General features: G+C 67.9%; 22 protein-coding genes and 1 pseudogene. 11 read left to right on the forward strand and 12 right to left on the reverse strand.

All coding sequences use genetic code 11. From position 1 onward, the window contains the following. Positions 1-28 precede the first annotated feature (28 nt). From HALNA_RS13575 to HALNA_RS13590, 4 genes are all read right to left on the reverse strand, one after another. Positions 29-394, reverse strand: coding sequence for a HesB/IscA family protein (locus tag HALNA_RS13575; protein WP_049936883.1), 366 nt, complete (start codon positions 392-394; stop codon positions 29-31). A gap of 48 nt (positions 395-442) precedes the next feature. Continuing rightward, the gene (locus tag HALNA_RS13580) at positions 443-1,108 is read right to left on the reverse strand and encodes a hypothetical protein (RefSeq protein WP_049936884.1); all 666 of its coding nucleotides are present in this window, start codon (positions 1,106-1,108) and stop codon (positions 443-445) included. A 45-nt stretch (positions 1,109-1,153) separates the two neighbouring features. After that, positions 1,154-2,428 (reverse strand): histidinol dehydrogenase, encoded by a 1,275-nt coding sequence (gene hisD / locus HALNA_RS13585; protein ID WP_049936885.1) that lies wholly within the window; start codon positions 2,426-2,428, stop codon positions 1,154-1,156. 76 nt (positions 2,429-2,504) lie between these two features. Then, entirely contained in the window at positions 2,505-2,780 is a 276-nt protein-coding gene (locus tag HALNA_RS13590; protein ID WP_157573546.1) for a hypothetical protein, read from the reverse strand. Between the two features lie 263 nt (positions 2,781-3,043). On the opposite strand from HALNA_RS13590, the gene HALNA_RS13595 reads away from it, so the two are divergent. Continuing rightward, a complete protein-coding gene (locus HALNA_RS13595; RefSeq protein ID WP_049936886.1) occupies positions 3,044-4,141 on the forward strand; it encodes a putative sulfate/molybdate transporter in 1,098 nt (365 codons plus the stop codon). Here the strand turns inward: HALNA_RS13595 and ggt are convergent. Both ggt and eif1A read right to left on the reverse strand, forming a co-directional pair. Then, positions 4,138-5,757 (reverse strand): gamma-glutamyltransferase, encoded by a 1,620-nt coding sequence (ggt, locus tag HALNA_RS13600; RefSeq protein WP_049936887.1) that lies wholly within the window; start codon positions 5,755-5,757, stop codon positions 4,138-4,140. The two genes, HALNA_RS13595 and ggt, sit on opposite strands and share 4 nt — an antisense overlap. Positions 5,758-5,967: 210 nt before the next feature. Further along, a complete protein-coding gene (gene eif1A / locus HALNA_RS13605) occupies positions 5,968-6,252 on the reverse strand; it encodes a translation initiation factor eIF-1A (RefSeq protein WP_049936888.1) in 285 nt (94 codons plus the stop codon). Between the two features lie 598 nt (positions 6,253-6,850). Between eif1A and HALNA_RS13610 the strand changes: the two genes are divergently transcribed. Further along, positions 6,851-7,867, forward strand: a complete 1,017-nt coding sequence (locus HALNA_RS13610) for an alcohol dehydrogenase catalytic domain-containing protein (RefSeq protein ID WP_049936889.1) — start codon at positions 6,851-6,853, stop codon at positions 7,865-7,867. On the opposite strand, the gene HALNA_RS13615 is transcribed toward HALNA_RS13610, so the two are convergent. Both HALNA_RS13615 and HALNA_RS13620 read right to left on the reverse strand, forming a co-directional pair. Further along, a complete protein-coding gene (locus tag HALNA_RS13615) occupies positions 7,864-9,498 on the reverse strand; it encodes a potassium channel family protein (RefSeq protein WP_049936890.1) in 1,635 nt (544 codons plus the stop codon). The two genes, HALNA_RS13610 and HALNA_RS13615, sit on opposite strands and share 4 nt — an antisense overlap. Positions 9,499-9,501: 3 nt before the next feature. Then, positions 9,502-10,806 (reverse strand): MFS transporter, encoded by a 1,305-nt coding sequence (locus tag HALNA_RS13620; protein WP_049936891.1) that lies wholly within the window; start codon positions 10,804-10,806, stop codon positions 9,502-9,504. A 93-nt stretch (positions 10,807-10,899) separates the two neighbouring features. Between HALNA_RS13620 and HALNA_RS13625 the strand changes: the two genes are divergently transcribed. Both HALNA_RS13625 and HALNA_RS13630 read left to right on the forward strand, forming a co-directional pair. Further along, positions 10,900-11,655 carry a GNAT family N-acetyltransferase gene (locus tag HALNA_RS13625; protein WP_049936892.1) on the forward strand — a complete coding sequence of 252 codons (756 nt, stop codon included), beginning with the start codon at positions 10,900-10,902 and terminating at the stop codon, positions 11,653-11,655. Positions 11,656-11,793: 138 nt separating this feature from the next. Next, positions 11,794-13,287, forward strand: coding sequence for a sodium:solute symporter family transporter (locus HALNA_RS13630; protein ID WP_049936893.1), 1,494 nt, complete (start codon positions 11,794-11,796; stop codon positions 13,285-13,287). Positions 13,288-13,399: 112 nt separating this feature from the next. Here HALNA_RS13630 and acs read toward each other — a convergent pair whose 3' ends face one another. Then, positions 13,400-15,394: an acetate--CoA ligase gene (acs, locus tag HALNA_RS13635; protein WP_049936894.1), complete on the reverse strand. Its 1,995-nt coding sequence runs from the start codon at positions 15,392-15,394 to the stop codon at positions 13,400-13,402. Between the two features lie 167 nt (positions 15,395-15,561). Between acs and HALNA_RS13640 the strand changes: the two genes are divergently transcribed. Continuing rightward, entirely contained in the window at positions 15,562-17,334 is a 1,773-nt protein-coding gene (locus HALNA_RS13640; RefSeq protein ID WP_049936895.1) for a 2-oxoacid:acceptor oxidoreductase subunit alpha, read from the forward strand. Next, positions 17,331-18,194: a 2-oxoacid:ferredoxin oxidoreductase subunit beta gene (locus tag HALNA_RS13645; RefSeq protein WP_049936896.1), complete on the forward strand. Its 864-nt coding sequence runs from the start codon at positions 17,331-17,333 to the stop codon at positions 18,192-18,194. Before HALNA_RS13640 ends, HALNA_RS13645 begins: the two co-directional genes overlap by 4 nt. Positions 18,195-18,283: 89 nt before the next feature. Here HALNA_RS13645 and HALNA_RS13650 read toward each other — a convergent pair whose 3' ends face one another. Continuing rightward, complete coding sequence (locus tag HALNA_RS13650; protein WP_049936897.1) at positions 18,284-18,556, reverse strand: hypothetical protein; 273 nt, start codon at positions 18,554-18,556, stop codon at positions 18,284-18,286. 115 nt (positions 18,557-18,671) lie between these two features. Between HALNA_RS13650 and HALNA_RS13655 the strand changes: the two genes are divergently transcribed. Both HALNA_RS13655 and HALNA_RS13660 read left to right on the forward strand, forming a co-directional pair. Further along, entirely contained in the window at positions 18,672-19,916 is a 1,245-nt protein-coding gene (locus HALNA_RS13655) for a digeranylgeranylglycerophospholipid reductase (protein ID WP_049936898.1), read from the forward strand. A gap of 71 nt (positions 19,917-19,987) precedes the next feature. Further along, a complete protein-coding gene (locus HALNA_RS13660; protein ID WP_049938078.1) occupies positions 19,988-20,770 on the forward strand; it encodes an aldo/keto reductase in 783 nt (260 codons plus the stop codon). Here HALNA_RS13660 and HALNA_RS19440 read toward each other — a convergent pair whose 3' ends face one another. Further along, positions 20,771-21,751 (reverse strand): DUF373 family protein, encoded by a 981-nt coding sequence (locus HALNA_RS19440; RefSeq protein ID WP_157573547.1) that lies wholly within the window; start codon positions 21,749-21,751, stop codon positions 20,771-20,773. On the opposite strand from HALNA_RS19440, the pseudogene HALNA_RS13665 reads away from it, so the two are divergent. Continuing rightward, positions 21,632-23,417: pseudogene (locus tag HALNA_RS13665) on the forward strand (2-oxoacid:acceptor oxidoreductase subunit alpha). The gene HALNA_RS19440 and the pseudogene HALNA_RS13665 sit on opposite strands and share 120 nt — an antisense overlap. Next, positions 23,414-24,277, forward strand: coding sequence for a 2-oxoacid:ferredoxin oxidoreductase subunit beta (locus tag HALNA_RS13670; RefSeq protein WP_049936899.1), 864 nt, complete (start codon positions 23,414-23,416; stop codon positions 24,275-24,277). The pseudogene HALNA_RS13665 and the gene HALNA_RS13670 overlap by 4 nt, the downstream one beginning before the upstream one ends. 89 nt (positions 24,278-24,366) lie before the next feature. Here the strand turns inward: HALNA_RS13670 and HALNA_RS13675 are convergent, their stop codons facing one another. Next, positions 24,367-24,639, reverse strand: coding sequence for a hypothetical protein (locus HALNA_RS13675; protein ID WP_049936897.1), 273 nt, complete (start codon positions 24,637-24,639; stop codon positions 24,367-24,369). A 115-nt stretch (positions 24,640-24,754) separates the two neighbouring features. On the opposite strand from HALNA_RS13675, the gene HALNA_RS13680 reads away from it, so the two are divergent. Further along, complete coding sequence (locus HALNA_RS13680) at positions 24,755-25,999, forward strand: digeranylgeranylglycerophospholipid reductase (RefSeq protein ID WP_049936898.1); 1,245 nt, start codon at positions 24,755-24,757, stop codon at positions 25,997-25,999. The last annotated feature ends 51 nt before the right edge of the window (positions 26,000-26,050 follow it).

The raw sequence follows: 26,050 nt of genomic DNA on the forward strand, positions 1-26,050 counted from the left end.
CGGTGGAGTCGCCGGCGGGGCTGTCCCGTCAGGTGCGGAACGACTCGCCACAGCCACACTCGGAGACGACGTTCGGGTTCTCGACGTGGAAGCCTTCGGCTTGGAGGCCGGATTCGTAGTCGAGGACCGAACCGCCGATGTAGTCGGCGCTCGCGGGGTCGACGAACACCCGGAGGTCGTGGCGTTCGATGACCCTGTCGTCGGCTTCGGGTTCGTCGTCGAAGCGCATCCCGTAGGAGAGGCCGGCACAGCCACCTTGCTGGACGAACAGGCGGAGACCGCCGACGTCCGTGTCCATTCCCTCCCGATCCATCAGCGCGAGGGCCTCCGACGCCGCTTCCGGCGTCACCTCCACGACACCGTCGTTCGCCCCATCGACGCTTTCCGTGCTCATAGAGGTGGATACACCGCCAAGCTTGTTAACCCTGACGGGGAGATGTAATCAGTCGTCGTTACTTCGGCGGTCGATCGGCACCGGCGGATCCGCACGGACGGTCCGGGCGCCCCGGCGGACGAGGACGCCCAGGCCGTAGCCGACGGCGCAGACGACGACACCACCGGCGGCCGCCACGCCGAACGCAAAGGCCAGCGCGTCCGGCAGCGAGACGACTCGCTCCCCGGCGTGTGTCGTCACGACGGTGCCGTAGCGCGTGACTGCGGCGCCGAAGAGCGGGCCGGCCGACAGGAGAAGCGTCGGGAGCACCCCGGCGTTGCCCGCGGCGCTCGCGGCCGCGAGGCCGACGAGGAGGGCGCTGCCGACGAAGACGGCCGCGTGTGGATCGGTGCCAGCCCACGTGCCGGCCACCCGGTGTTCGAGCGCCGGGTAGCCGGTCGTCGCGGTGACGGTCCAGGCGGTCAGGAGTGCAAGCACGGGTGCGAAGGCGACCAACACGACCGAGACGGCGGCCCGGCGCCCGAACAGGAGCGTCGCGACGGGGCCGCGGGCGAGCCGAGTCACCGGGCCGTGGACGACGGCCACGGACCGGGCACCGAGACGACGCGTGCCCGAGACGAGGGCGGCCACGAGCCACCGCAGGCCCGTGACGAGCAGTTCGAGGGTCGACTTCGTGCGATGCAGGGCCGCCGGAACGGGGTTGGAGGGACGCATGGGGACGACGGGGGGTTCGTTCCGACGGCGCCTCAGGGTTGTGGTCTACTCGAACCGCCGACGGACGCTCTCGGCGTGGCCGGTCAGACCCTCGGCCTCCGCGAGGGTCGTGATGGTGTCCGACAGGTCGTCGAGGGCGTCCCGGTCGAGACGCTGGACGGTCGTCGAGCGGAGGAACGTCTCGACGGAGAGGCCGCCGAACCGCTTGGCCCCGCCGCCCGTCGGCAGGACGTGGTTCGTCCCGGAGGCGTAGTCGCCAGCCGCGACGGGGGTGTACGGGCCGAGAAAGACGCTGCCGGCGCTGTCGATGCGGTCCAGCAGGGCCTCGTCGTCGTCGGCCTGGATCGACAGGTGTTCGGCGGCGTACTCCTCGGCGAAGAGGACCGCCTCGGACATGGAGCGCGCGAGGAAGACGCCGCTCGCGTCGTGTTCGAGCGCCGCCTCGACCGTCTCCCGGCGGTCGCAGTCGGGCAGGCGTGCGTCGAGTTCGGCGACCACCGCCTCGGCCAGATCGGCGTCGTCGGTCACCGCGACGACCGACGCGTGGTCGTCGTGTTCGGCCTGTGCGAGGAGGTCGGCGGCGACGAAGGCGGGGTCGGCCGTCGCGTCCGCGAGGATGAGCACCTCGCTCGGCCCGGCGAGGAAGTCTATCTCGGCGTCGCCCCGGACCTCGGCTTTCGCCGCCGTCACCCAGCGGTTGCCCGGGCCGACGATCTTCTCGACGGCAGTCACCGTCTCGGTGCCGTAGGCCATCGCGCCGATGGCCTGTGCGCCGCCGACGCTGTAGACGGCGTCCGCCCCCGCCTCGTGGATGGCCGCGAGCGTCGCGGGGTTGACGTTCTCGGCCGGCGGCGTCGTCACCACGACGTGTTCGACGCCGGCCACCGTCGCCGGGACGATGCCCATGAGCGCGCTGGAGGGGTAGGCCGCGGCGCCGCCAGGAACGTAGACGCCGACGCGGGAGAGCGGCCGGAACCGGCGGCCGAGTTCCCGGCCGTCGAAGTCGTCGCGCCAGTCCGCGGGTAGCTGTCGCTCGTGGAACGCGCGGACGTTGTCCGCGGCGGCCTGGATGGCGTCCAATAGCTCGTCGTCGACCGCGTCGTGGGCGCGTTCGGCCGCGTCCGTGATGTCCAGATTACCCACCTCGACGCCGTCGAACTCGCGGGAGAACTCCCGGACTGCCACGTCGCCCTCGTCGCGGACGTGCTCGACGATGTCGCGTACGTCCTCCCGGACGGCGTCGACCCCGGCGTCACGCTCGAACAGCGCCCGCCGGTCGGCGGGACCGAGCGCTTCGATATCGCGTACTTCCATGTCCACCGATACCGTCGGCGGGCGAAAAGGGATTCCGGTCCGGGCGTCGGTGGGGGCGGCGGTCCCATCCCCGGCCGTCGCGTCATTCGGGGCGCCTGTAGCCGTGGCCGACGACGAACGCCACGGCGTTCAGACAGAGCACGGCCGCGAAGGCGAGGGCGTGGGTCGTGACTAGCCCCGTCGCCAGCATGGGGAGGTACGTGAAGGGCAGAAGCGTCGCCACCCAGAAGGCGAGAAAACGCACGGGGCGGGCCGCGAGTTCGGCGGCCGTTTGGAGGGCCGGAAGCGGTTCGGCGTCGATACCTGCGAGGGGCGTGGACTCGGGGGCGGACATGGTGACTGGCTCCGTCTCACCCATGTCCGGCCACCAACATATAGGGGGGAAATCGTTGCGCCGTATTCGACTCGTTTCGCACCGTTAACGGGACGGCCCTTCGTTTTACAACCGCCTCAAATCGTTCAAAAGAGTTTATACGTGTTCGAGAGCCGGTTTCGAAGCGATCGGGTCGCCTGCAGCTGCCGTCACCCGGACGTAACCGAAACCAGCCACATCGGCGGCCGATAGTGGTCCATATCAGTTTCTCGACAACTGTTTACCGGACGAGACGGTACTGTCGGTCGATGCGCACGTCGTTGGCCGGCTGGACGGACTCTCGGTTCGACGTGGCCTGGGGCGAGGTGACGGGGGCGGTGGGCGACACCGTGACCGTCCTGCCCATCGTCGTCGCCGTCGCGGCGCTGACCGATCTCTCCCTATCGCACCTCCTCGTCGGCTTCGCCGTCTTTCAGGTCGTCTGGGGACTTCGCTACGGCCACCCGATGTCCGTCGAGCCGATGAAGGCACTCGCCGCGCTGGTCATCGCCGGCGGCCTCTCGACCGGCGAGTACGTCGCCGCCGGGTTGCTCGCGGGGGTGGTTCTGCTCGTCGTCGGCCGGACCGGGACGCTGGGACGGCTCGCCCCCTACGTCGGCGAACCCGTGGTTCGCGGCATCCAGGTCGGCGTTGCACTGATCCTCCTCCGGACCGGCGTGACGACCGGACTGGAGACGCCGTCGCTCGCCGGCCTCGCCGTCGTCGTCGCCCTCGTGACGGTCGTTACGGGTCACCGACAGGTGGCCGCGCTGGCCGTCCTCGGCCTCGGCGCGGCGCTCGCCGTCGGCGCCGCCGGGCCGATGACCCCCAGCCTCCCCGCGGTGGCGCTCCTCGACCCCGCCACCATCTCACTGTCCCAAAACGCCATCGGCGCGACGGTCGGCCAACTCGCCATGACCGTCGGCAACGCCGCCGTCGCTACCTCACTGCTGGTCGAGGAGTATTTCGACGCCGAGGCGTCGCCCGACGACCTCTCGACCAGCATGGGCGTGATGAACCTCCTGGCCGTCCCCCTCGGCGCGATGCCGATGTGTCACGGGAGCGGCGGCGTCGCCGGAAAATACGCCTTCGGCGCGCGGACCGCCACCTCCAATCTCGTCCTCGGCGGCCTCTACTTCCTCCTCGCCGTCGTCGCCGTCGACGCCGTCGCGGCGTTCCCGATGGCCGTCCTCGGCGTCGTCCTCGTCCTCGTCGCCGTCGAACTCGGTCGGTCCGGCCTCGATACGTCCGACCCGTATCTGACCGGCACCGTCGGCGTCGTCGCCCTCCTCGTCAACGTCGGCGTCGCCTTCGGCGTCGGTATCGTCGGGTTCCACGCGCTGCAACGCGTGCGGAGCGAGGATTAAAAGCCCGCCGCCGTTCCGTCCTTCCGGGGCTCCGTCGCCCCCGAGATGACGCCCTCGGCGAGGCGCGTGATCTGCCCGCCACCGAAGTCGCCGGGCGGGCGAACGGTCACGTCGTGTCCCCGCCGAGCGAGTTTCGGCAGGAGGCCGTCGGGGAACCGGTCTTCGACGGCGAGCGATCCGTCCGCGAGGTAGCGCCAGCGCGGCGCGTCCATCGCCGCCTGGAGCGGCATGTCGTAGTCCAGCAGGTTGGCGAGCACCTGCAGGTGGCCCTGTGGCTGCATGTAGCCGCCCATGACGCCGAAGGCCGCCCAGTCGTCGCTGTCGAGGCGGCACAGCCCCGGGATGAGCGTGTGGAACGGTCGCTTGCCGGGTTCGATCCGGTTGGGGTGGTCGGGGTCGAGCGAGAACGAACTCCCGCGGTTCTGGAGCGTGATGCCCGTCCCCGGCACGACGACGCCGCTCCCGAAGTGGCCGAAAATGGAGTTGATGAAGGAGACGACGTTCCCCGCGTCGTCGGCGACAGTCAGGAGGACGGTGTCGCCGTCGCCGGGCGCGCCGGGGCCGCCGACGGACACCGAGCCGGCCCGTTCACCCACCGTTCCGGCCCGTTCCGCGGCGTAGGCCTTCGATCCCAGCGCCGGTACGTCCTCGAACGCGGGGTCGGTGATGTAGTAGTGGCCGTCGTGGAAGGCGCGTTTGAGCGACTCGGCGAAGTAGTGGACGCGGTCGGCGGAGTCGTAGTCGTACCCCCCGGCGTCGAGTTCCTCCGCGATGTTGAGCGCCTCAAGCGCCACCAACCCCTGGTTGTTCGGCGGGAGTTCGTACACTTCGGCGCCGCGGTAGGTGGTGGAGACGGGGTCGACGTACTCCGGTTCGAAGCCGGCGAGGTCGTCGGCCGCGAGGAGGCCGCCCCGCGCCTGCACCGCCTCGGCGATGCGGTCGGCCAGGGGCCCCTCGTAGAAGGCGTCGGCGCCCGCCGTCGCGATGGTGGCGAGCGTCTCGCCGAGGTCCGGGAGCGTCATCACCTCGCCGGTGTCGGGCGACCGACCGTCGAGGAGGTACTCCTCGCGCGCGCCGTCTTCGGTAAACAGCGTCTCCGCGACGGTCCACATGTCGGCGATGACTTCGCTGACCGGGAACCCCTCTGTCGCGTACTCGACCGCAGGATCGAGCGCGGCCGCGAGCGACCGGTTGCCGTGGTCCGCGACGAGGCGTTCCCACCCGCGGGCAGTTCCGGGGACCGTCACCGCTAGCGGCCCGGCGTCCGGCATCGACGCCGCGGCGGGGTCGACGCCCGAGCGCTCCGCGGCGCGTTCGCGCACCGTCTCGATCGTTGCGTCGGCGGGCGCCCCGCCGCAACTCCGGAACGCACCCACGTCGCCGTCGGCGGTTCGATAGAGGGCGAAGGCGTCGCCGCCGATACCGGTGCTCATCGGCTCGACGACGTTCAGGACGGCCGCCGTCGTCACCGCCGCGTCGAAGGCGTTACCGCCGTCCCGTAGCGCCTCGACACCCGCCTGCGCCGCGAGTGGCTGACTCGTCGCCACCATGCCGTTCCGTGCGTACGCCGTCGACCGACGCGAATCGAAGCGGTCGAGGTCCGGGTTCGGGTTCATGGCCCACACAACCCGACAGCGACACAAAGTCGTTGGGTATTGGGCCAATCTAACCGAAAAAGCGATCGATTATTGGGACTCTATCACTACTTTCGTGTTATTTTTGTCCAATAAGGGCTCAGATCGACCAATATTTTGTAGAAACGCGTCCGGTTCCAAATCGGTAGACCCGTCGGTCAGCCGGTCGAGAACACGCAGAACCCGGCGCAATCAGTCGATGTGGCCTTCGCGACGCAGTTGGTCGGCGTCCTGACCGGAGTAGCGCCATTCGATGTTTGCCTTCTCGTCTTGCCACGACCACGGTTCGACGAGGACCACGTCGCCCTCGTTGATCCAGGTTCGGTACTTCATGCGGCCGGGGATGCGGCCCATTCGTTCCTCGCCGTCCTCACAGCGGACGCGAACGTGGTTCCCGCCGTTGTGTTGTGTTACGACCGCGAACAGCTCGTCGTCGTCGGGCATCCGGAGATTCCGGCGCCCCGTTTCCTCGCTCATAGGCATAATAAGTGGTCCGCACGGTTAAGTCATCGGAGATATCCGATAACGTTTCGCACGGTATCGACGAGTGGCTCGGACCGTCCCGAATGGCGCGGCTGAGGGACCCCTCGGCCGGCGTCGACGCGAGTGTCCAGTACCGCGATGCGACCGTGTGTCGAACGTACACGGACACGGTGAGTATTAATACTCCACCGTGCGCTTGTACTCCGGGTGGATCCACCCAAAACGGACAGAACGACCGACCTGTACGAGGCGGCGACGAAGCTTTCGTGGACGGGTTGGACAGTCCTGTCGCATGGCATGTCGCAACGGTGGGTGTCACCCACTTCCATCGCCCGTCGACCCCGGCCGCCTCGGCCGTGTGTATCTCGCGGACGTAAAATAATTGGCGACTGCGGAACCTAAATAAGTTAAATAACGCCCGCGAACGAGAAATTGTTAACCGGTAATTATCGGCCGTGCTCGAACCGATCGACGGGAGTTTTCCGGACAGTATCGGAGAGTAGGGCTCACGTCCGTCGATCTCCGGGTGGTTCGTCCCGACGAGACTGACGTACAATAAACCGTGTGAGTCCCCGCACCGAACGGGGAGCCGATGCGTGCCGCAGCATTCACCGACCTGATCGGCCCGGACGGCATCGAAGTCATCGACGTCGACAGCCCCGACCCCGGCCCAGGCGAGGCCGTCGTCGACGTCGAGGCCTGTTCGATCAACCACCACGACCTCTGGATTCTGAACGGGGCGTCGGCGATGATCGACCCGTCCGATCTCCCCTTCGTCACCGGCCTCGACGTCGTCGGCGTCGTCGACGCCGTCGGCGAGGGCGTGACCGGCGTCGACCCCGGCGACCGCGTCGTCCTCTGCCCGAACGAGACGTGTGGCACCTGTCGGTTCTGCCGCGAAGGCCCCGAAAATCTCTGTGCGAACTACTCGCTTTACCACGGCGGCCTCGCGGAGCAAGCCCGCGTCGCGGCCGACCGACTGATCCCCCTGCCCGACGGCGTGGACGCGACGACGGCCGCGGCGCTTCCGACGGCCTACCTCACTGCCTACCACATGCTCCGGCGGGCCGAGGTGGAACCCGGCGACCTCCTCTTCGTCCCCGGCGCGACCGGCGGCGTCGGCGTCGCGACGATCCAACTCGCCGACATCCGCGGCGTCCGCACCATCGGCACCTCGTCGTCGTCGTCGAAACTCGACGCCGTTGCCGACCTCGGCGCCGACCACACCATCCATGGCACCGATCCGGACGACCTGCGCGACGCCGTCGCGGACATCGGAACGCCCGACGCCGTCGTCAACCACCTCGGTGGCGTCTACACGGGGCTCGGACTCGACGTCATGCGCCGCGGCGGGCGGATGGTCGTCTGCGGGCGCACCGCAGGCCCCACGTCCGAAATCGACATCGCGGGGCTGTTCCGGGGACACAAACGCGTCATCGGGAGCACGATGGGCACACAGGCCGATCTGGAACGGCTGGTCGACCTCGTCGCTGCGGGCGACCTTGATCCCCGGATCGACCGCACCTTCCCGCTCTCGGAGACGGCCGCCGCGTTCGGGACGATGCAGGAACGGGAGACGCTCGGCAAACTCGTCGTAACGATGGATTAAGCGAGCGTCTCGGTGAACCGGTTCGTCCCCTCGTCGGTCCCGGCGATGACGAGTTCGTCGCCCTCGTGGATCAGGAAGTCGGCACCGAGGTCGGTGATCACCTCGCCGTCGCGTTCGACGCCGACGACGGTACAGCCAGTTCGCGCCCGCACGTCCGCTTCCCCGAGCGTCCGACCGACGAGTCGGGGCGCGTGGGTTCGGATCACCTCGACTTGCTTGTCCAGGGATATGACCTCCTCGTCTTCTAAGATCGTCGAGGCGAGCATCCGACCGCTGACCGTCGCGAGCGAGAGGACGTAGTCCGCGCCCGCACGATACATCTTCTGGACGTTCTCGGTCTCCTCGGCCCGCGCGATCAGTTCGATCGACGGGTTCAGATCCCGGATGACGAGGATAGCGAACTCGGTGAGCGTGTCGTCGGGGATGGCGAGAATCGCCGTGCGGGCGTCCTGGATACCCGCTTGCGAGAGCGCGTCGGGGTCGGTCCCGTCGCCGACCACGTCGACGCCGGGGCCGTCGCCCAGGTCTATCACGACGCTCGAGACGCCGGCCGCCGAGAGCGCACTCGACACGGTGGTGCCGACCTCGCCGTGGCCGATGACGACGGTCCGTCCCCGACTGAACCGGCGCACGTCGGACGTCGTAAGGTCCTTGAGTTGTTCGAGCTGTGCCTCCCGACCCGTGACCAACAGAACGGTGCCGTTGTCGAGGGTGGCGTCCGGATCGGGTGGGCTCTCGAACTGCCCCCGGAACCACGCGCCGACGATGTTCACGCCGGCACGCTCGCGGACGCCGCTCTCGGCGATGGTGCGACCGACCAGATCGCTCCCCCGCTGGATCGGGAGTTCGGCCACCTCGAAGTCCTCGCCGATTTCGATGGCCTCGCCCAGCTCCGTGGAGATACCCGTCGTCACCTTCGAGGCCAGTCCCTCGCCGAGGAGCGCGCGCGGCGAGAGCACGCTGTCGGCGCCGGCGAGGCGGTGGTAGCGCTCGCGCTCCGGGTCGTCGACGACGCTCACCGTCCGTACGTCCTCGGCGACTTCCTTCGCGGTGAGGATCGTGCTCGTGTTGATGGGGTCGGAGCCGTCGGCGACGAGACAGCGGGCGGCGGGGAGGCGGGCGGCTTCGAGGCCGTCGACCGACTGCGGGTCGGCGTGGATCACGTCGTACCCCTCCTCGTAGCGATCTTTCGCCCGGTCCCGGTCGGGTTCGAGGATCAGGTGGTCCACCTCCCAGGAGTCGAGTTCGTCGACGAGGGTCTCGCCCCGCGGCGTCAGCGTACAGATGACGACGTGATTCGTCAGGTCCTCGCTCGCCGCCGTCGGCACCGTCGTCGAGATGGCCTCCTCGAACAGCGGGAAGACGAGCACCGGAAGCGCCAGGAAGATGAGGACGACGCCCGTCAAGTCCATCACGATGACGAGGACGTTCATCTCCGCGCTTTCCCACGGGGCGTCGGAGCCGAAGCCGGTCGTGGTGAACGTCTCGACGACCACTTGGAGCGCGTGGAGGTAGCTGATCGGCGATCCCTCGAAGGCGCTCATCCCGGCGTCGTACACAGCCGCGTAGCCGATCATCACCCCGACGAGGAGGACGAGGTACTGTGAGGTCCGACGCTGCCAGGTGTCCATACCTCACTCTGAGCCGTCCGCGGAATAAACGGTCCGCTCCGTGCCGCCGCCGGCGACGCGCAGGCGAAGCACCAGCACGACGCCCACACCTGCGAAGATCAGGCCGCCGGCGACGGCGAACGCCTGGGTGTACCCCCTTGTCGCGAGCCACCCACCGCCGACGCTCCCGACGCCGCTCGCGACCGTCGAGAGCGCGCTGTAGACGCCGAGCGCCTCGCCGCGGACGATAGGCGGCGACAGGCGGGTTACGAGCGTGGCCGCCGAGACGGCGATCACCGCCCACGTCACCCCGATGACCACGAACAGGGGAATCGCGACCGCCAGCGCCCCGCCGACAAGCACGACGGCGGGGAGCGCGACGCCCCGGACGGCGAGGCTTCCGGCGTGGACCAGCGTCACCTCGTAGCGCTCGACGAGCGTCGCGGCGCCCCCGAAGGAGGCCGCGGCGCCGACGTTCAAGCCGAGATAGAGGCCGAAGACGGCGTCCGAGCCGAAGCCGGCACCCGCGAGGTACGCGGGGAGTGGGGCGAAAAAGGCTCCGAAGCCGGCGAACACGAGGACGATGGCGGCGAAATACAGCGCGAGTCCGGGCGTGAACCGCCGGACGAACCGCCGGGGATGGAGGCCGCGGAGGTCGACCCGTCCGGGCGTGAACGGGAAGCCAGCACCCCGAACGCCGAAGCGGGCGGCACCACGAAGCGCGCGCCTGAGCCGCCGAGGTGCCGGGGCGTCCCCGGTCGGATCGCTCGGGAGCGTCCGGGCGGCGACGAACCACCCGACGCCCGCGCTGGCGGCACAGACGAGACAGACCGCCCGGAGCGCCGTCGCCGGGTCCAGTCCGACCAGTCGCTCGCCGCCGACGATCACGAGGAAGCCGACGAGGAGGCCGAGCGCCCAGCCGACGCCTTGCCACTCGTTGAGGCGGGCGATCCGATCGCTCCAGTCGGCTTCGGGCGCGCCGACCACGACGAGAAGGGTGAGGACGGGCGTCGCCGCGGCGAAGGCGAACCAGATGGCGGCGTTGGCGGCGACGACGACCGGAATCGACCCGGCGCTCGCGACGACGGCGAGGCCCACGGCGACGATGGCGACGGCACCGAGGACGTACACCCGCCGACCGCCGGTGCGGTCGGCGAGTCGGCCGACGACGAGCGCACCGGGAGCGCCCACGGCGGCCGCCGTCGCCGCGAGGATGCCCAGAGTGACCGGCCCGCCACCGAGTTCGACGGCATAGAGCGGCACGACGAGCGACGCCCCGCCCAGACCGACGGCGGCGAGCGCCCAGCCGTAGAGCCAGCGATCCGACACGCCCGACCCGTCCAGCGCGCGGCACTTATACTATCGCCCGGAGGTCGCCCCCTATCGCGACCATTTAAGGACTGGCACCGCACACTCCACAGCATGGAGATCCGCGAGGCAACCGCGGCGGACATCGAGGGAATTCGGACCGTGGCCCACGATTCCCTCGCCGCGTCGTACGGACACGCACTGGAGGACGACATCATCGCCCAGGCGGTCGAGCGGTGGTACGACGAGGACACGCTCGCCGACGACCTGGACGATCCGGAGACGGAGTTCCTCGTCGCCGTCGACGAGGACATCATCGTCGGGTTCGCCCAGAGCTACGTCGTCGACCGGCGGGAGATCGTCGGCGAAATCGACTGGCTCCACGTCGAACCCGGGAGCCGCGGACAGCGTATCGGCGACGAACTGCTGGCGGCGCTGGAGAGTCGCCTCAACGACCACGGCGTCGCCCGCGTCGAAGGGCGCGTGCTCGAAGCCAACGAGGCCGGCGCCGGCTTCTACGAACGCGAGGACTTCGAAGGGATCGGCGAACGCACCGTCGAAATCGGCGGCGAACCGTTCGTCGAGAAGCTCTACTCCAAGTTCCCCGAGACCGGCGGTCGACAGGTGCTCACCGAGGCCGCGACCCTCCCCGACGGCCGACAGGTGTACGTCGCCCTCGACGAGAGCGTCCGTGGCTCCGAGGGCCCGTTCTACTCCGTCTACCTCGACCGCGACCGCTCCGAGCGCTACGGCTACCTCTGTGGCAACTGCGACGGCTTCGGCATCTCGATGGACACCATGGGCCGCGTGGTCTGCCAGGACTGTGAGAACCGCCGCAAGCCCACCCGGTGGGACGCGAGCTACCTGTAAGTCGTCGTCCCCTTCTCCGCGTCGCCCCGGCGGGCGTGTCGGCCCGAGCGACCGATGATTACCCGGTTATAACACAAACTATTACACCGTCGGCCGCGTGCCGACGCCCATGCACGACCGACTCGGAGGTGTGTCACCGTGGTGACGACACCGACGCTGCTGGGACTGCTCGTGGTCGTTCTCCTCGCGTTCGCGGCGTTTGGCGCGTGGTACGCGCGGGGGCGTATCGAGACGGTGGAGGATTACATCACCGCCCGCAACTCCACCGGCGGCGGGACGTTGACCGCGACGATCGTCGCCTCGAGTATGGGCGCGTGGATCCTGTTCAGCCCCGCCGAGGCCGGCGCGGCCTTCGGGGGTATCACGGCCGTCGCCGGCTACGCCGCGGGGTCGGCCCTCGCGCTCGGTGCCTTCGCGGTCGTCGGCCCGCGCATCCGCACCCTCCTCCCCGAAGGTCACAGCCTCACGGAGTACGCCTACGCCCGCTACGGGCCGATCATGTACGGCTACGTCCTCCTCGTGAGCGTCGCCTACATGTTCGTCTTCCTCGCCGCGGAGTTCACCGGCATCGCGAGCGCACTCTCGCTGGTCGCCGGGGTGCCCGGTTGGCAGACGGCGGCCGTCGTCGGCGTCACCGTCCTCGCGTACACGGGCTACGGCGGCCTGCGCGCGAGCATGGTCACCGACACGGTACAGACGGTACTCATTCTCCCCTTACTCATCGTGAGCGTGATCGTCACCCTGTTGGCGCTTGGCGGGACGGACGCCGCCCACGCCACCGTCGTCGAATCCGCCCCGGAACTCCTCGCAGTCGGCTCCCCGAGCGGTCTGGAGTTCGGCGCGTACGTCGTCGTCGCCATCGTCGGCGCGGAGATGCTGAATCAGGCGTGGTGGCAGCGGGTGTACGCCGCGAGCGACGAGGGGACGCTCCGGCGCTCATTTCTCGTCGCCGCCGTCGCGGTGGTGCCGATGGTCTTCCTCGCGGGTATCTTCGGCCCCGTCGCCGTCGGTCTGGGCCTCGTCGAGGCGCCCGCCGACGCCAGCGTCGCCTTCTTTCTCGTCGTGACCGAGGTGCTCCCCGACCCGGCCGTCGTCGCCGTCGCCGTCCTCGCCGTCCTGCTCGTCGTCTCCAGCGCCGACACCCTCTTCAACGCCATCGCGAGCGTGGTCACCGTCGACCTGCCGCGGGTGACCGACCTCTCGGACGACGGCCTGACGACCGCCGCGCGCGCGGTGACCGTCGTCGTCGCCGCCGCGGCGACCGTCGTCGGGGCACAGGGCTACTCCGTGCTCACCCTCTTTTTGCTCGCGGACCTCCTCGCGGCCGCCACCTTCCTCCCCCTGCTCTACGGGCTCTACTCCCCCCGAGCGTGGTCCGGAGGCGTCACCGCGGCCAGCGCCGCCGGTCTCCTCGTCGGCCTCGCCTTCTTCCCGCCGGCGCGTGGCGCCCTCCCCCCCTCGGCGCTCCCCGCGGCCTCCTACTTCGTCTCTTTCGTCGGCGCCGCCGCCGTCTCGGCCGGACTGGCCGTCCTGACCGCTCGGCTCGGGAACCGGCGGTACGACCTCGACCGACTGAGCCGCGAGGCCGAGGGACTCGACGACACCGTCACCGACGGGGGTGAGCGGCCGTGACCGCGTTCCAGTTCGCCGTCCTCGTCTGGGGGTCGCTCGCGCTCGTCGCCGTCGTGTTCGCGTACGAACTGCTATCGGTGTGGCGCGACTGGAAAGAAAAGCCGCCGTCGTCTTAATCGCCGCTGATCTTGCCCTGGATGTCCTCGACGATGTCGGGGTTGCGAAGCGTCGAGGTGTCACCCAGTTCGGCCTCGTTGGCTATGTCCTCCAGCAGGCGGCGCATGATCTTGCCCGAGCGCGTCTTGGGCAGGTCGGGCGAGAAGACGACACGCTCCGGGCGCGCGATGGGACCGATGGCGTCCTCGACGCCCTCGATGATTCGCTGGCGGAGTTCGTCGTTCTCCTCGTAGCCCTCCTCGGTGATGACGTAGGCGTAGACGGCCTCGCCTTTCACCTCGTGGTCGCCGCCGACGACGGCCGCCTCGGCGACGCCCTTGACGCCGACGATGGCGGATTCGATCTCCATCGTTCCCAGGCGATGTCCGGAGACGTTGAGCACGTCGTCGACGCGGCCGAGGACGGTGATGTAGCCGTCGTCGTCGATCTTCGCGCCGTCCTCCGGGAAGTAGACCCAGTCGTCGGGGTCCGAACTGTCAGTGTCGGAGTACTCCGCCCAGTACTCCTCGATGTAGCGCTCGTCGTTCTTATACAGGGTTCGGAGCATGCCGGGCCAGGGCTTCTCGACGGTGAGATAGCCGGCGCGGCCGGCGCCGACCTCGTCGCCGCTGGTGTCGACGATCCGGGCGTCGACGCCGGGGAGCGGCGGGCCGGCGGAGCCGGGTTTCATGTCCTTGACGCCGGGCAGCGTCGTGACCATCATGCCACCCGTCTCGGTCTGCCACCACGTGTCGACGATGGGGCACTCCTCGTTGCCGATGTGTTTGTAGTACCACTTCCACGCCCGCGGGTTGATGGGTTCGCCGACGGTGCCCAGCAGTCGCAGGCTGGAGAGGTCGTGGCGTTCGGGGTACTCCGAGCCCCACTTCATGAACGCACGGATCGCCGTGGGCGCGGTGTAGAGCTGATTCGCCTCGTACTCCTCGACGATCTCCCAGAGGCGGTCGCGGTCCGGGTGATCCGGCGTCCCCTCGTACATCATCGTCGTCGTGCCGAGCGCCAGCGGCCCGTAGACGATGTAGGAGTGGCCCGTGATCCAGCCAATGTCGGCCGAGCAGAAGTAGGTGTCCTCGGGCTTGATGTCGAGCACCGCCTGCGAGGTCCACGACGCCCAGGCGAGGTAGCCGCCCGTGGTGTGTTTGACGCCCTTGGGCTGGCCCGTCGTTCCCGAGGTGTACATCAGGAAGAGCATGTCCTCGGCGTCGCGCTGGACCGGTTCCACGATGGCCCCCTCGTGGTCGGCGATCAGGTCCGCGTAGGCGTGCTGGTTGGCCGCCATCTCGTGCCCGAAGCCGTCGCCGTCCCGGAGGCGTTCGGCCACGACCACGCCCTCGACCTCGTGGTCGACGCCGCCGAGGCCCTCGTTGGCCTTCGCGAGGTGGTCGAGGGGGTCGCCACGGCGGTAGTAGCCATCACACGTGACGAGGTATTCGGAGTCGGCGGCGTTCATCCGCGTCGCCAGCGCGTCCGCCGAGAAGCCCGCGAACACCACGCTGTGTGGCGCGCCGATGCGCGCACACGCCAGCATGGCGATGGGGAGTTCGGGGATCATCGGCATATACATCGTCACCACGTCGTCCTCGCCGACGCCCATATCCCGGAGCGCCGCCGCACACTCGTTGACTTCGCGGTGAAGCTCCTCGTAAGTGAACGAACGGTCGTCCTCGTCGACGGGTTCGCCGACCCACTCGATGGCCACCTCGTCGCCCCGCTCTTCCAAATGTCGGTCCAAGCAGTTCGTCGACGCGTTCAGCTTGCCGTCGGTGAACCACTTATAAAAAGGCGGGTTCGAATCGTCGAGCACCTGGTCGTACCCCTCCTCCCAGTCGAGGAGGTCGGCCGCTCCCTCCCAACAGTCGGGCCAGTTCTCCTCGAACGCCTCGTAAATCTCGGGATCCGAGACGTTTGCCTGCTCGACGAAGGCGTCCGAGGGCTCGAACACCTCTTGCTCTTCGAGGCGCGCCTCTAGTTCGATGTCGTCGTCGGACATGTCTCATCGTAGGGATTCCCAATCATTCGTGATAAACTTACGCCATCTGACGACCGCGCCGCGGTGCGGGCCGCACGGCCGGGGCGGAGGGATCGACCGTCCGTTTTTGCGGGAACCCGAACCATTCAGAAGGCTTTTGAGCAGTCCGGCGATAGATCCACCACAGTATGCCTGCGGACTTCAACTGGGCGGTCGGTGGGGAAGCCGGCGACGGCATCGATTCCACCGGAAAAATCTTCGCCCAGGCGCTTTCCAGGGCCGGTCGGCACGTGTTCACCTCCAAGGACTTCGCGTCGCGAATCCGCGGCGGCTACACGGCGTACAAAGTCCGCACGTCGGTAGACCAGGTACAGAGCGTGGTCGATCGGCTGGACGTGCTCATCGCGCTTACCCAGCGGACCATCGACGAAAATCTCGATGAACTCCACGACGGGAGCGTCATCATCTACGACGGGGATCGGACGACGATGCAGGACGTGGAGATCCCCGAGGGGATGATCGGCCTCGACGTACCGCTCAAGAGCCTCGCGGAGGACGCCGGCGGCGCCATCATGCGCAACGTCGTCGCCCTCGGCGCCGCCTGCGCCGTCAGTGACTTTCCGATCGAGAACCTCGACAGCGCCCTCGAGAAACGCTTCGGTGACAAGGGTTCCGCCATCGTCGAGAACAACAAGACCGCGGCGCGGAAGGGACGGGACTACGTCCTCGAGGAGTACGACCAGGAGTTCGGCTACGATCTGGAGTGTACCGACGAGAACTACGTCCTCCTGAACGGCGACGAGGCCATCGGCATGGGCGCCATCGCCGGCGGCTGTCGGTTCTACGCCGGCTACCCCATCACGCCCGCGACGGACGTGATGGAGTATCTCACCGGCAGAATCGAGCGCTACGGCGGCCACGTCGTGCAGGCGGAGGACGAACTCGCCGCCATCAACCTCGCACTCGGCGCCGCGCGCGCCGGCGCCCGCTCCATGACCGCCACCTCCGGCCCGGGAATCGACCTCATGGCCGAGACGTTCGGACTGGTCGCCACCAGCGAGACGCCGCTGGTCATCTGTAACGTGATGCGCTCCGGCCCCTCGACGGGGATGCCCACCAAGCAGGAACAGGGCGACCTGAACGCCATGCTCTACGGCGGACACGGCGAGGTGCCGCGGTTCGTCCTCGCGCCCACGACCATCGCGGAGTGTTTCCACAAGACCGTCGAGGCGTTCAACCTCGCGGAGAAATACCAGATTCCGGTCTACCTGACCGCCGACCTCTCGCTCGCGGTCACCGAACAGACCTACCCGCCGGAGGAGTTCGACATGGACGCGGTCGAAATCGACCGCGGGAAGGTCGTCGACGGGGAGACGGTGGGCGAGTGGCAGGACGAACAGGGGCGGTTCAAACCCCACGCACTCACCGAGGACGGCGTGAGTCCGCGGGCGTTCCCCGGCACCGAGGGCGGCGTCCACATGTCCACCGGCCTCGAACACGACGAACTCGGGCGCCGGACCGAGGACACCGATATGCGCGTCCGGCAGGTGGACAAGCGCACCCGCAAGGTCGAGACGGCGGAGGCGCGCGAACCGTTCGCGGCCCGCGAGTTCGGCGACCCCGAGGCGGCGACGCTCGTCGTCTCGTGGGGGTCGAACGAGGGCGCGATGCGGGAGGCGATCGACTTCCTCGACGACCGAGGGATCGACGTGCGATTCCTCTCGGTGCCCTACGTCTTCCCGCGGCCCGACCTGACCGACGCCGTGGAAGCCGCCGACGAGGTGATCCTCGTCGAGTGTAACGCGACGGGACAGTTCGCGGACCTGATCGAGCACGACACGCTGACGCGCGTGACGCGCGTGAACAAGTACGACGGCGTCCGATTCAAGGCGGACGAACTCGCCGACCGGATCACCGAGGTGCTTGCTGACGACGACGAAAAAGAGGAGGCGACCCCATGAGCTCCGACGTTCGATTCACCGACTTCAAATCCGACGCACAGCCGACGTGGTGCCCGGGCTGTGGCGACTTCGGCACCATGAACGGAATGATGAAAGCCCTGGCCGAAACCGGCAACAGCCCCGACGAGACGTTCATCGTCGCCGGCATCGGCTGTTCGGGCAAGATCGGGACGTACATGCGCTCCTACGCGCTCCACGGCGTCCACGGGCGCGCGCTCCCGGTCGGGGCGGGCGTCAAACTCGCCAACCCCGACATCGAGGTGATGGTCGCGGGCGGCGACGGCGACGGCTACTCCATCGGCGCCGGCCACTTCGTCCACGCCGTCCGCCGCAACGTCGACATGACCTACGTCGTCATGGACAACCGAATCTACGGCCTGACGAAAGGGCAGGCCTCGCCGACCAGCCGCGAGGACTTCGAAACGTCGACGACGCCCGAGGGCCCCCAACAGCCCCCGGTCAACCCCCTCGCTCTCGCCTTCGCCGCGAGCGGTACCTTCATCGCGCAGTCGTTCTCGACGGACGCCCAGCGCCACGCCGAAATCGTCAAACAAGCGGTCGAACACGACGGCTTCGGCTTCGTCAACGTGTTCTCCCCCTGCGTGACGTTCAACGACGTGGACACCTACGACTACTTCCGTGACTCCATCGTCGACCTGGCCGACACCGACCACGACCCGACGAACTACGAGGACGCCCGCTCGCGCATCCTCGACCCCGGCACGGAGTATCAGGGCGTCCTCTACCGGGACGACGACTCGGTGCCCTACGAGCAGAGCCACGGCGTCGACGCCAACATGGCCGACATCCCCGACGGCGCGCCCGAGGACGCGATGGATCTGGTCCGCGAGTTCTACTGATACTGTTTACTGTAAGTCATTACCGGTGGGTCGCCGGACCGTCTTGGCGACTCACCGGTAACCAGTTACAGTAAACAGTATAAGACGGACTACTGCAACTGTCTGCCGGACTGTCTCTGTGGATCGTCGGTACGGAGGTACGAGAAACCGTACGGGGGCCGACCCTTTTGGAGGACGACCGGCCAGAAGAACCGGACGAGAAGCGTTAGCGTCGCCGTCGCCAGCAGGATCACCACGGCGTCCAGCGGGAGGCCGGCCCGGAGCATATCCTCGCGGTCCATGTAGCCCGCACCGGACGCGGTGAGGTGGACGGGTATCGCGAGCGCGACGCCGAAGACGGCCACGTTGCGCACGCTCGTCATCGCGGCCTCCCGACCCCCCGGTGGACCATCGAATCGGTGCGCGTCGCCCACCAGCAAGAGTCTGTTCCCGTCGCCGTTCGGAAAGACTGATTACGGTCACACGGTAGGGAAGAATATGCCCGACCGTTTCGACGTGATCGTCGCCGGCGCGGGGCCCGCCGGGGCCCAGTGTGCCCGCGACCTCGCTCAACGGGGGTACGACGTGGTCGTCCTCGAGGCCGAGGCCGAGGCCGACTTCCCCCGCCAGAGCAACAAATCCACCGCCGGCACGTTCCCATCTATGATGGCTTCGTTCGGGGTGCCGGACGAGGTGGTGATGAACTACACCGACGACGTGGTGCTGGAGTCGCCGAACGACCACTACGTCCAGCACCAGCCCGGTGCGGTCCTCGAGTTCGCCGAATTCAAACGCTGGCTGGTCCGTGAGGGTCGCGAGCAGGGGGCGACCTACCGCTTCGACGCCCGCGCCAACGCGCCGATCATGGCGGACGGAACCATCTCCGGCGTCCGCTACGCGGGCGACGAAGAGGTGTACGCCGACATCGTCGTCGACGCGACGGGGCCGGCGGCGCCGCTGGCGAAGGAACTCGGCGTGAGCGACCTGCAACGCGACCACCAGGCAATCGGCGTCGAGTGGGAGATGGAGGGGGTAGAGATGGACCACCCCGAGTACGCCGACCTCACGAACACGATGATGCTCCGACTGGACCACACGTACGCCCCCGGCGGCTACTCGTGGATCTTCCACACCGGCGGCGACACCGCGAAGGTCGGCCTCTGTTACATTCAAAACGAGAGCCACGAGCAGTACGGCCGGGACGGGGCGAGCATCGACGACTATCTGCACCAGTGGCTCGACGAGGACCCGCGCTTTGCCGACGCCGAGCGCATCACCGACAAACAGCAACACCGCGGCTCGGCCCACATCCAGATGCCCGGCAAACTGTGTACGGACGGGTTCATGGCCGTCGGCGACACGGTTCCCACCATCGACCCCCTGTGGGGAGAGGGTATCCATAAGGGGATGAAATCGGGGCGGATGGCCGCCATCACGGCCGACCGCTGTTTCACCGAAGCGGACCCCGACACCTCCGCGGAGGCGATGTCGGTCTACAGCAAACTCTGGCACAGCGAGGTGGCGCCCCGGATGCGCGAGCGCCTGCTGATGACGGAACTGCTCTATCTCACGCCCAACGAGCGCTACGATACGCTGATGGAGGACCTGCGCGGCGCCGACGGCGACACCCTAGCGAAGGTCAACGCGGGCAACGTCCGGGCGATGATGCGGCTCCTCCACGTCCGTGACGTGGGGCTTCTCGCGAAGTTCGCGAGGGAGCGCCTGGGCGAGCGGTCGTCGTAACGTCGTTCCGTTCCACAACGCCTTTCGCCGTCTCGGCCCTGTATCGGTACGTGACATCCCCGATCAGCGAGATACCGACCCTCGGTATCGGCACGTGGCAAAACACCGACCCCGAAGAGTGTGCGAACGCGGTGGCGACGGCCATCGAGATGGGCTATCGCCACGTCGACACCGCACAGGCCTACGACAACGAGACGGCGGTCGGCGAGGGCCTCGCGCGCGCCGCCGTCCCACGCGAGGACGTCTTCCTCGCGACGAAAGTCTGGATCGACCAACTCGGGGGCGACGACGTCGTCGCCTCCACCGAGGAGAGTCTGTCGAAACTCGGCGTCGACTACCTCGACCTGCTGTATATCCACTGGCCGGCAGGCGAATACGACGCCGAAGACACCCTCGCCGCCTTCGACGACCTGTACGACGAGGGGCTGATCGAGCGGATCGGCGTCAGCAACTTCGAACCCGGGCAGGTGACCGAGGCGGTCGAGACGGCCGACGCCCCCATCTTCGCCAACCAGATCGAGTGTCACCCGCTCCTCCCGCAGGACGAACTCCGCGCACACTGTGCCGATCACGGCGTCGACGTGGTGGCGTACTCGCCGCTGGCCCGCGGCGAGGTGTTCGACATCCCCGAGATCAACGCCGTGGCCGACAAACACGGCGTCAGCGAGGCACAGGTGTCGCTCGCGTGGCTCCGCGAGAAGGGCGTCACGGCGATTCCGAAGGCGACGAGCGAGACACACATCCGCGACAACTGGGCGTCGCGAACGCTGGAACTCGACGACGAGGACGTATCGACCATCGATAGCATCGGCCGGACGGAACGGCAGATCGATCCGGACTTCGCGCCCTGGTAACTACGAGCGGTCGACCGACTCGGCGTCTGCCTCTTCCTCGCCCGGATGGTCGTGGGCGACTTTCGCCGTCACCCGAACCCCGACCAGCGAGACCACGATGGCCGTCACGACGAACAGCGCGAGGCGTTCCGTAGGCTGGACGGTGACCCCGAGCAGTTGGAGATGCTGGAGGACGCCCTCGCGTTCGAGGAAGTAGCCGGCGAACCCGCGGACGACGAGGCCAAGCGCGACGACGCCGAAAGGGAGGTTCAGGTAGGGGCGGGGGATGCGGTCCGCGTCGATGAGTTCGTCGAGCAGGCGACCGGCGCTCGCGGTGAGCGCCGCCAGCGCCAGCCACGGGATGCTACTGTAGAAAAACTGCATGACTGGGACGAGGACGACACCGTCGGTCACGGGCGAAACGGCGAGGCCACCGAGAAAGAGCCCGACGAGTGCGAGGCCGCCCGCGACGGCGTAGGTGACGACCGACACCTGTCCGGAGTAGAGGGCGTCCCTGATCTGGTCGGGCAGGCGCGCCAGGTAGGCGTCGATCGCGAGTCCCTTGTACAGCACCGCGGCGCCGAGCAGCGAGGCGAGGCCGGCGAGCGCCATGCCGAGCGAGAACCGCACGAGTAAGACGGGAAGCAAGAGCAGTCCGACGCCGACGGGAACGAGAACGGTCGAGCGGAGTTCCTCGTCGGCGAGGAACTGCTTGAGGAGGTAGTACGTCGACTCGATGTCGCGGGCCTGTCGGACGACCACGCGGTCGACGGAGTCGACCGGTAGACGACTCTCGATGATCGGCACCAGCCGCTCGTCGTCGGCGCTGTCGGTGACGATGATCGCCGAGTCGGGGGCGTAGCGGTCGAGCAGGTCGTCGACCTGGGCCGCGACCGAGCGGTCGGCGCCGACGGGGGAGTCGCCGGAGCCGGAGACGACGGCGACGGCATCGATTCCACCGGAAAAATCTTCGCCCAGGCGCTTTCCAGGGCCGGTCGGCACGTGTTCACCTCCAAGGACTTCGCGTCGCGAATCCGCGGCGGCTACACGGCGTACAAAGTCCGCACGTCGGTAGACCAGGTACAGAGCGTGGTCGATCGGCTGGACGTGCTCATCGCGCTTACCCAGCGGACCATCGACGAAAATCTCGATGAACTCCACGACGGGAGCGTCATCATCTACGACGGGGATCGGACGACGATGCAGGACGTGGAGATCCCCGAGGGGATGATCGGCCTCGACGTACCGCTCAAGAGCCTCGCGGAGGACGCCGGCGGCGCCATCATGCGCAACGTCGTCGCCCTCGGCGCCGCCTGCGCCGTCAGTGACTTTCCGATCGAGAACCTCGACAGCGCCCTCGAGAAACGCTTCGGTGACAAGGGTTCCGCCATCGTCGAGAACAACAAGACCGCGGCGCGGAAGGGACGGGACTACGTCCTCGAGGAGTACGACCAGGAGTTCGGCTACGATCTGGAGTGTACCGACGAGAACTACGTCCTCCTGAACGGCGACGAGGCCATCGGCATGGGCGCCATCGCCGGCGGCTGTCGGTTCTACGCCGGCTACCCCATCACGCCCGCGACGGACGTGATGGAGTATCTCACCGGCAGAATCGAGCGCTACGGCGGCCACGTCGTGCAGGCGGAGGACGAACTCGCCGCCATCAACCTCGCACTCGGCGCCGCGCGCGCCGGCGCCCGCTCCATGACCGCCACCTCCGGCCCGGGAATCGACCTCATGGCCGAGACGTTCGGACTGGTCGCCACCAGCGAGACGCCGCTGGTCATCTGTAACGTGATGCGCTCCGGCCCCTCGACGGGGATGCCCACCAAGCAGGAACAGGGCGACCTGAACGCCATGCTCTACGGCGGACACGGCGAGGTGCCGCGGTTCGTCCTCGCGCCCACGACCATCGCGGAGTGTTTCCACAAGACCGTCGAGGCGTTCAACCTCGCGGAGAAATACCAGATTCCGGTCTACCTGACCGCCGACCTCTCGCTCGCGGTCACCGAACAGACCTACCCGCCGGAGGAGTTCGACATGGACGCGGTCGAAATCGACCGCGGGAAGGTCGTCGACGGGGAGACGGTGGGCGAACGACGAACAGGGGCGGTTCAAACCCCACGCACTCACCGAGGACGGCGTGAGTCCGCGGGCGTTCCCCGGCACCGAGGGCGGCGTCCACATGTCCACCGGCCTCGAACACGACGAACTCGGGCGCCGGACCGAGGACACCGATATGCGCGTCCGGCAGGTGGACAAGCGCACCCGCAAGGTCGAGACGGCGGAGGCGCGCGAACCGTTCGCGGCCCGCGAGTTCGGCGACCCCGAGGCGGCGACGCTCGTCGTCTCGTGGGGGTCGAACGAGGGCGCGATGCGGGAGGCGATCGACTTCCTCGACGACCGAGGGATCGACGTGCGATTCCTCTCGGTGCCCTACGTCTTCCCGCGGCCCGACCTGACCGACGCCGTGGAAGCCGCCGACGAGGTGATCCTCGTCGAGTGTAACGCGACGGGACAGTTCGCGGACCTGATCGAGCACGACACGCTGACGCGCGTGACGCGCGTGAACAAGTACGACGGCGTCCGATTCAAGGCGGACGAACTCGCCGACCGGATCACCGAGGTGCTTGCTGACGACGACGAAAAAGAGGAGGCGACCCCATGAGCTCCGACGTTCGATTCACCGACTTCAAATCCGACGCACAGCCGACGTGGTGCCCGGGCTGTGGCGACTTCGGCACCATTAACGGAATGATGAAAGCCCTGGCCGAAACCGGCAACAGCCCCGACGAGACGTTCATCGTCGCCGGCATCGGCTGTTCGGGCAAGATCGGGACGTACATGCGCTCCTACGCGCTCCACGGCGTCCACGGGCGCGCGCTCCCGGTCGGGGCGGGCGTCAAACTCGCCAACCCCGACATCGAGGTGATGGTCGCGGGCGGCGACGGCGACGGCTACTCCATCGGCGCCGGCCACTTCGTCCACGCCGTCCGCCGCAACGTCGACATGACCTACGTCGTCATGGACAACCGAATCTACGGCCTGACGAAAGGGCAGGCCTCGCCGACCAGCCGCGAGGACTTCGAAACGTCGACGACGCCCGAGGGCCCCCAACAGCCCCCGGTCAACCCCCTCGCTCTCGCCTTCGCCGCGAGCGGTACCTTCATCGCGCAGTCGTTCTCGACGGACGCCCAGCGCCACGCCGAAATCGTCAAACAAGCGGTCGAACACGACGGCTTCGGCTTCGTCAACGTGTTCTCCCCCTGCGTGACGTTCAACGACGTGGATACCTACGACTACTTCCGTGACTCCATCGTCGACCTGGCCGACACCGACCACGACCCGACGAACTACGAGGACGCCCGCTCGCGCATCCTCGACCCCGGCACGGAGTATCAGGGCGTCCTCTACCGGGACGACGACTCGGTGCCCTACGAGCAGAGCCACGGCGTCGACGCCAACATGGCCGACATCCCCGACGGCGCGCCCGAGGACGCGATGGATCTGGTCCGCGAGTTCTACTGATACTGTTTACTGTAAGTCATTACCGGTGGGTCGCCGGACCGTCTTGGCGACTCACCGGTAACCAGTTACAGTAAACAGTATAAGACGGACTACTGCAACTGTCTGCCGGACTGTCTCTGTGGATCGTCGGTACGGAGGTACGAGAAACCGTACGGGGGCCGACCCTTTTGGAGGACGACCGGCCAGAAGAACCGGACGAGAAGCGTTAGCGTCGCCGTCGCCAGCAGGATCACCACGGCGTCCAGCGGGAGGCCGGCCCGGAGCATATCCTCGCGGTCCATGTAGCCCGCACCGGACGCGGTGAGGTGGACGGGTATCGCGAGCGCGACGCCGAAGACGGCCACGTTGCGCACGCTCGTCATCGCGGCCTCCCGACCCCCCGGTGGACCATCGAATCGGTGCGCGTCGCCCACCAGCAAGAGTCTGTTCCCGTCGCCGTTCGGAAAGACTGATTACGGTCACACGGTAGGGAAGAATATGCCCGACCGTTTCGACGTGATCGTCGCCGGCGCGGGGCCCGCCGGGGCCCAGTGTGCCCGCGACCTCGCTCAACGGGGGTACGACGTGGTCGTCCTCGAGGCCGAGGCCGAGGCCGACTTCCCCCGCCAGAGCAACAAATCCACCGCCGGCACGTTCCCATCTATGATGGCTTCGTTCGGGGTGCCGGACGAGGTGGTGATGAACTACACCGACGACGTGGTGCTGGAGTCGCCGAACGACCACTACGTCCAGCACCAGCCCGGTGCGGTCCTCGAGTTCGCCGAATTCAAACGCTGGCTGGTCCGTGAGGGTCGCGAGCAGGGGGCGACCTACCGCTTCGACGCCCGCGCCAACGCGCCGATCATGGCGGACGGAACCATCTCCGGCGTCCGCTACGCGGGCGACGAAGAGGTGTACGCCGACATCGTCGTCGACGCGACGGGGCCGGCGGCGCCGCTGGCGAAGGAACTCGGCGTGAGCGACCTGCAACGCGACCACCAGGCAATCGGCGTCGAGTGGGAGATGGAGGGGGTAGAGATGGACCACCCCGAGTACGCCGACCTCACGAACACGATGATGCTCCGACTGGACCACACGTACGCCCCCGGCGGCTACTCGTGGATCTTCCACACCGGCGGCGACACCGCGAAGGTCGGCCTCTGTTACATTCAAAACGAGAGCCACGAGCAGTACGGCCGGGACGGGGCGAGCATCGACGACTATCTGCACCAGTGGCTCGACGAGGACCCGCGCTTTGCCGACGCCGAGCGCATCACCGACAAACAGCAACACCGCGGCTCGGCCCACATCCAGATGCCCGGCAAACTGTGTACGGACGGGTTCATGGCCGTCGGCGACACGGTTCCCACCATCGACCCCCTGTGGGGAGAGGGTATCCATAAGGGGATGAAATCGGGGCGGATGGCCGCCATCACGGCCGACCGCTGTTTCACCGAAGCGGACCCCGACACCTCCGCGGAGGCGATGTCGGTCTACAGCAAACTCTGGCACAGCGAGGTGGCGCCCCGGATGCGCGAGCGCCTGCTGATGACGGAACTGCTCTATCTCACGCCCAACGAGCGCTACGATACGCTGATGGAGGACCTGCGCGGCGCCGACGGCGACACCCTAGCGAAGGTCAACGCGGGCAACGTCCGGGCGATGATGCGGCTCCTCCACGTCCGTGACGTGGGGCTTCTCGCGAAGTTCGCGAGGGAGCGCCTGGGCGAGCGGTCGTCGTAACGTCGTTCCGTTCCACAACGCCTTTCGCCGTCTCGGCCCTGTATCGGTACG

The sequence above is a fragment of the Haloplanus natans DSM 17983 genome, from assembly GCF_000427685.1.
Taxonomy (GTDB): domain Archaea; phylum Halobacteriota; class Halobacteria; order Halobacteriales; family Haloferacaceae; genus Haloplanus; species Haloplanus natans.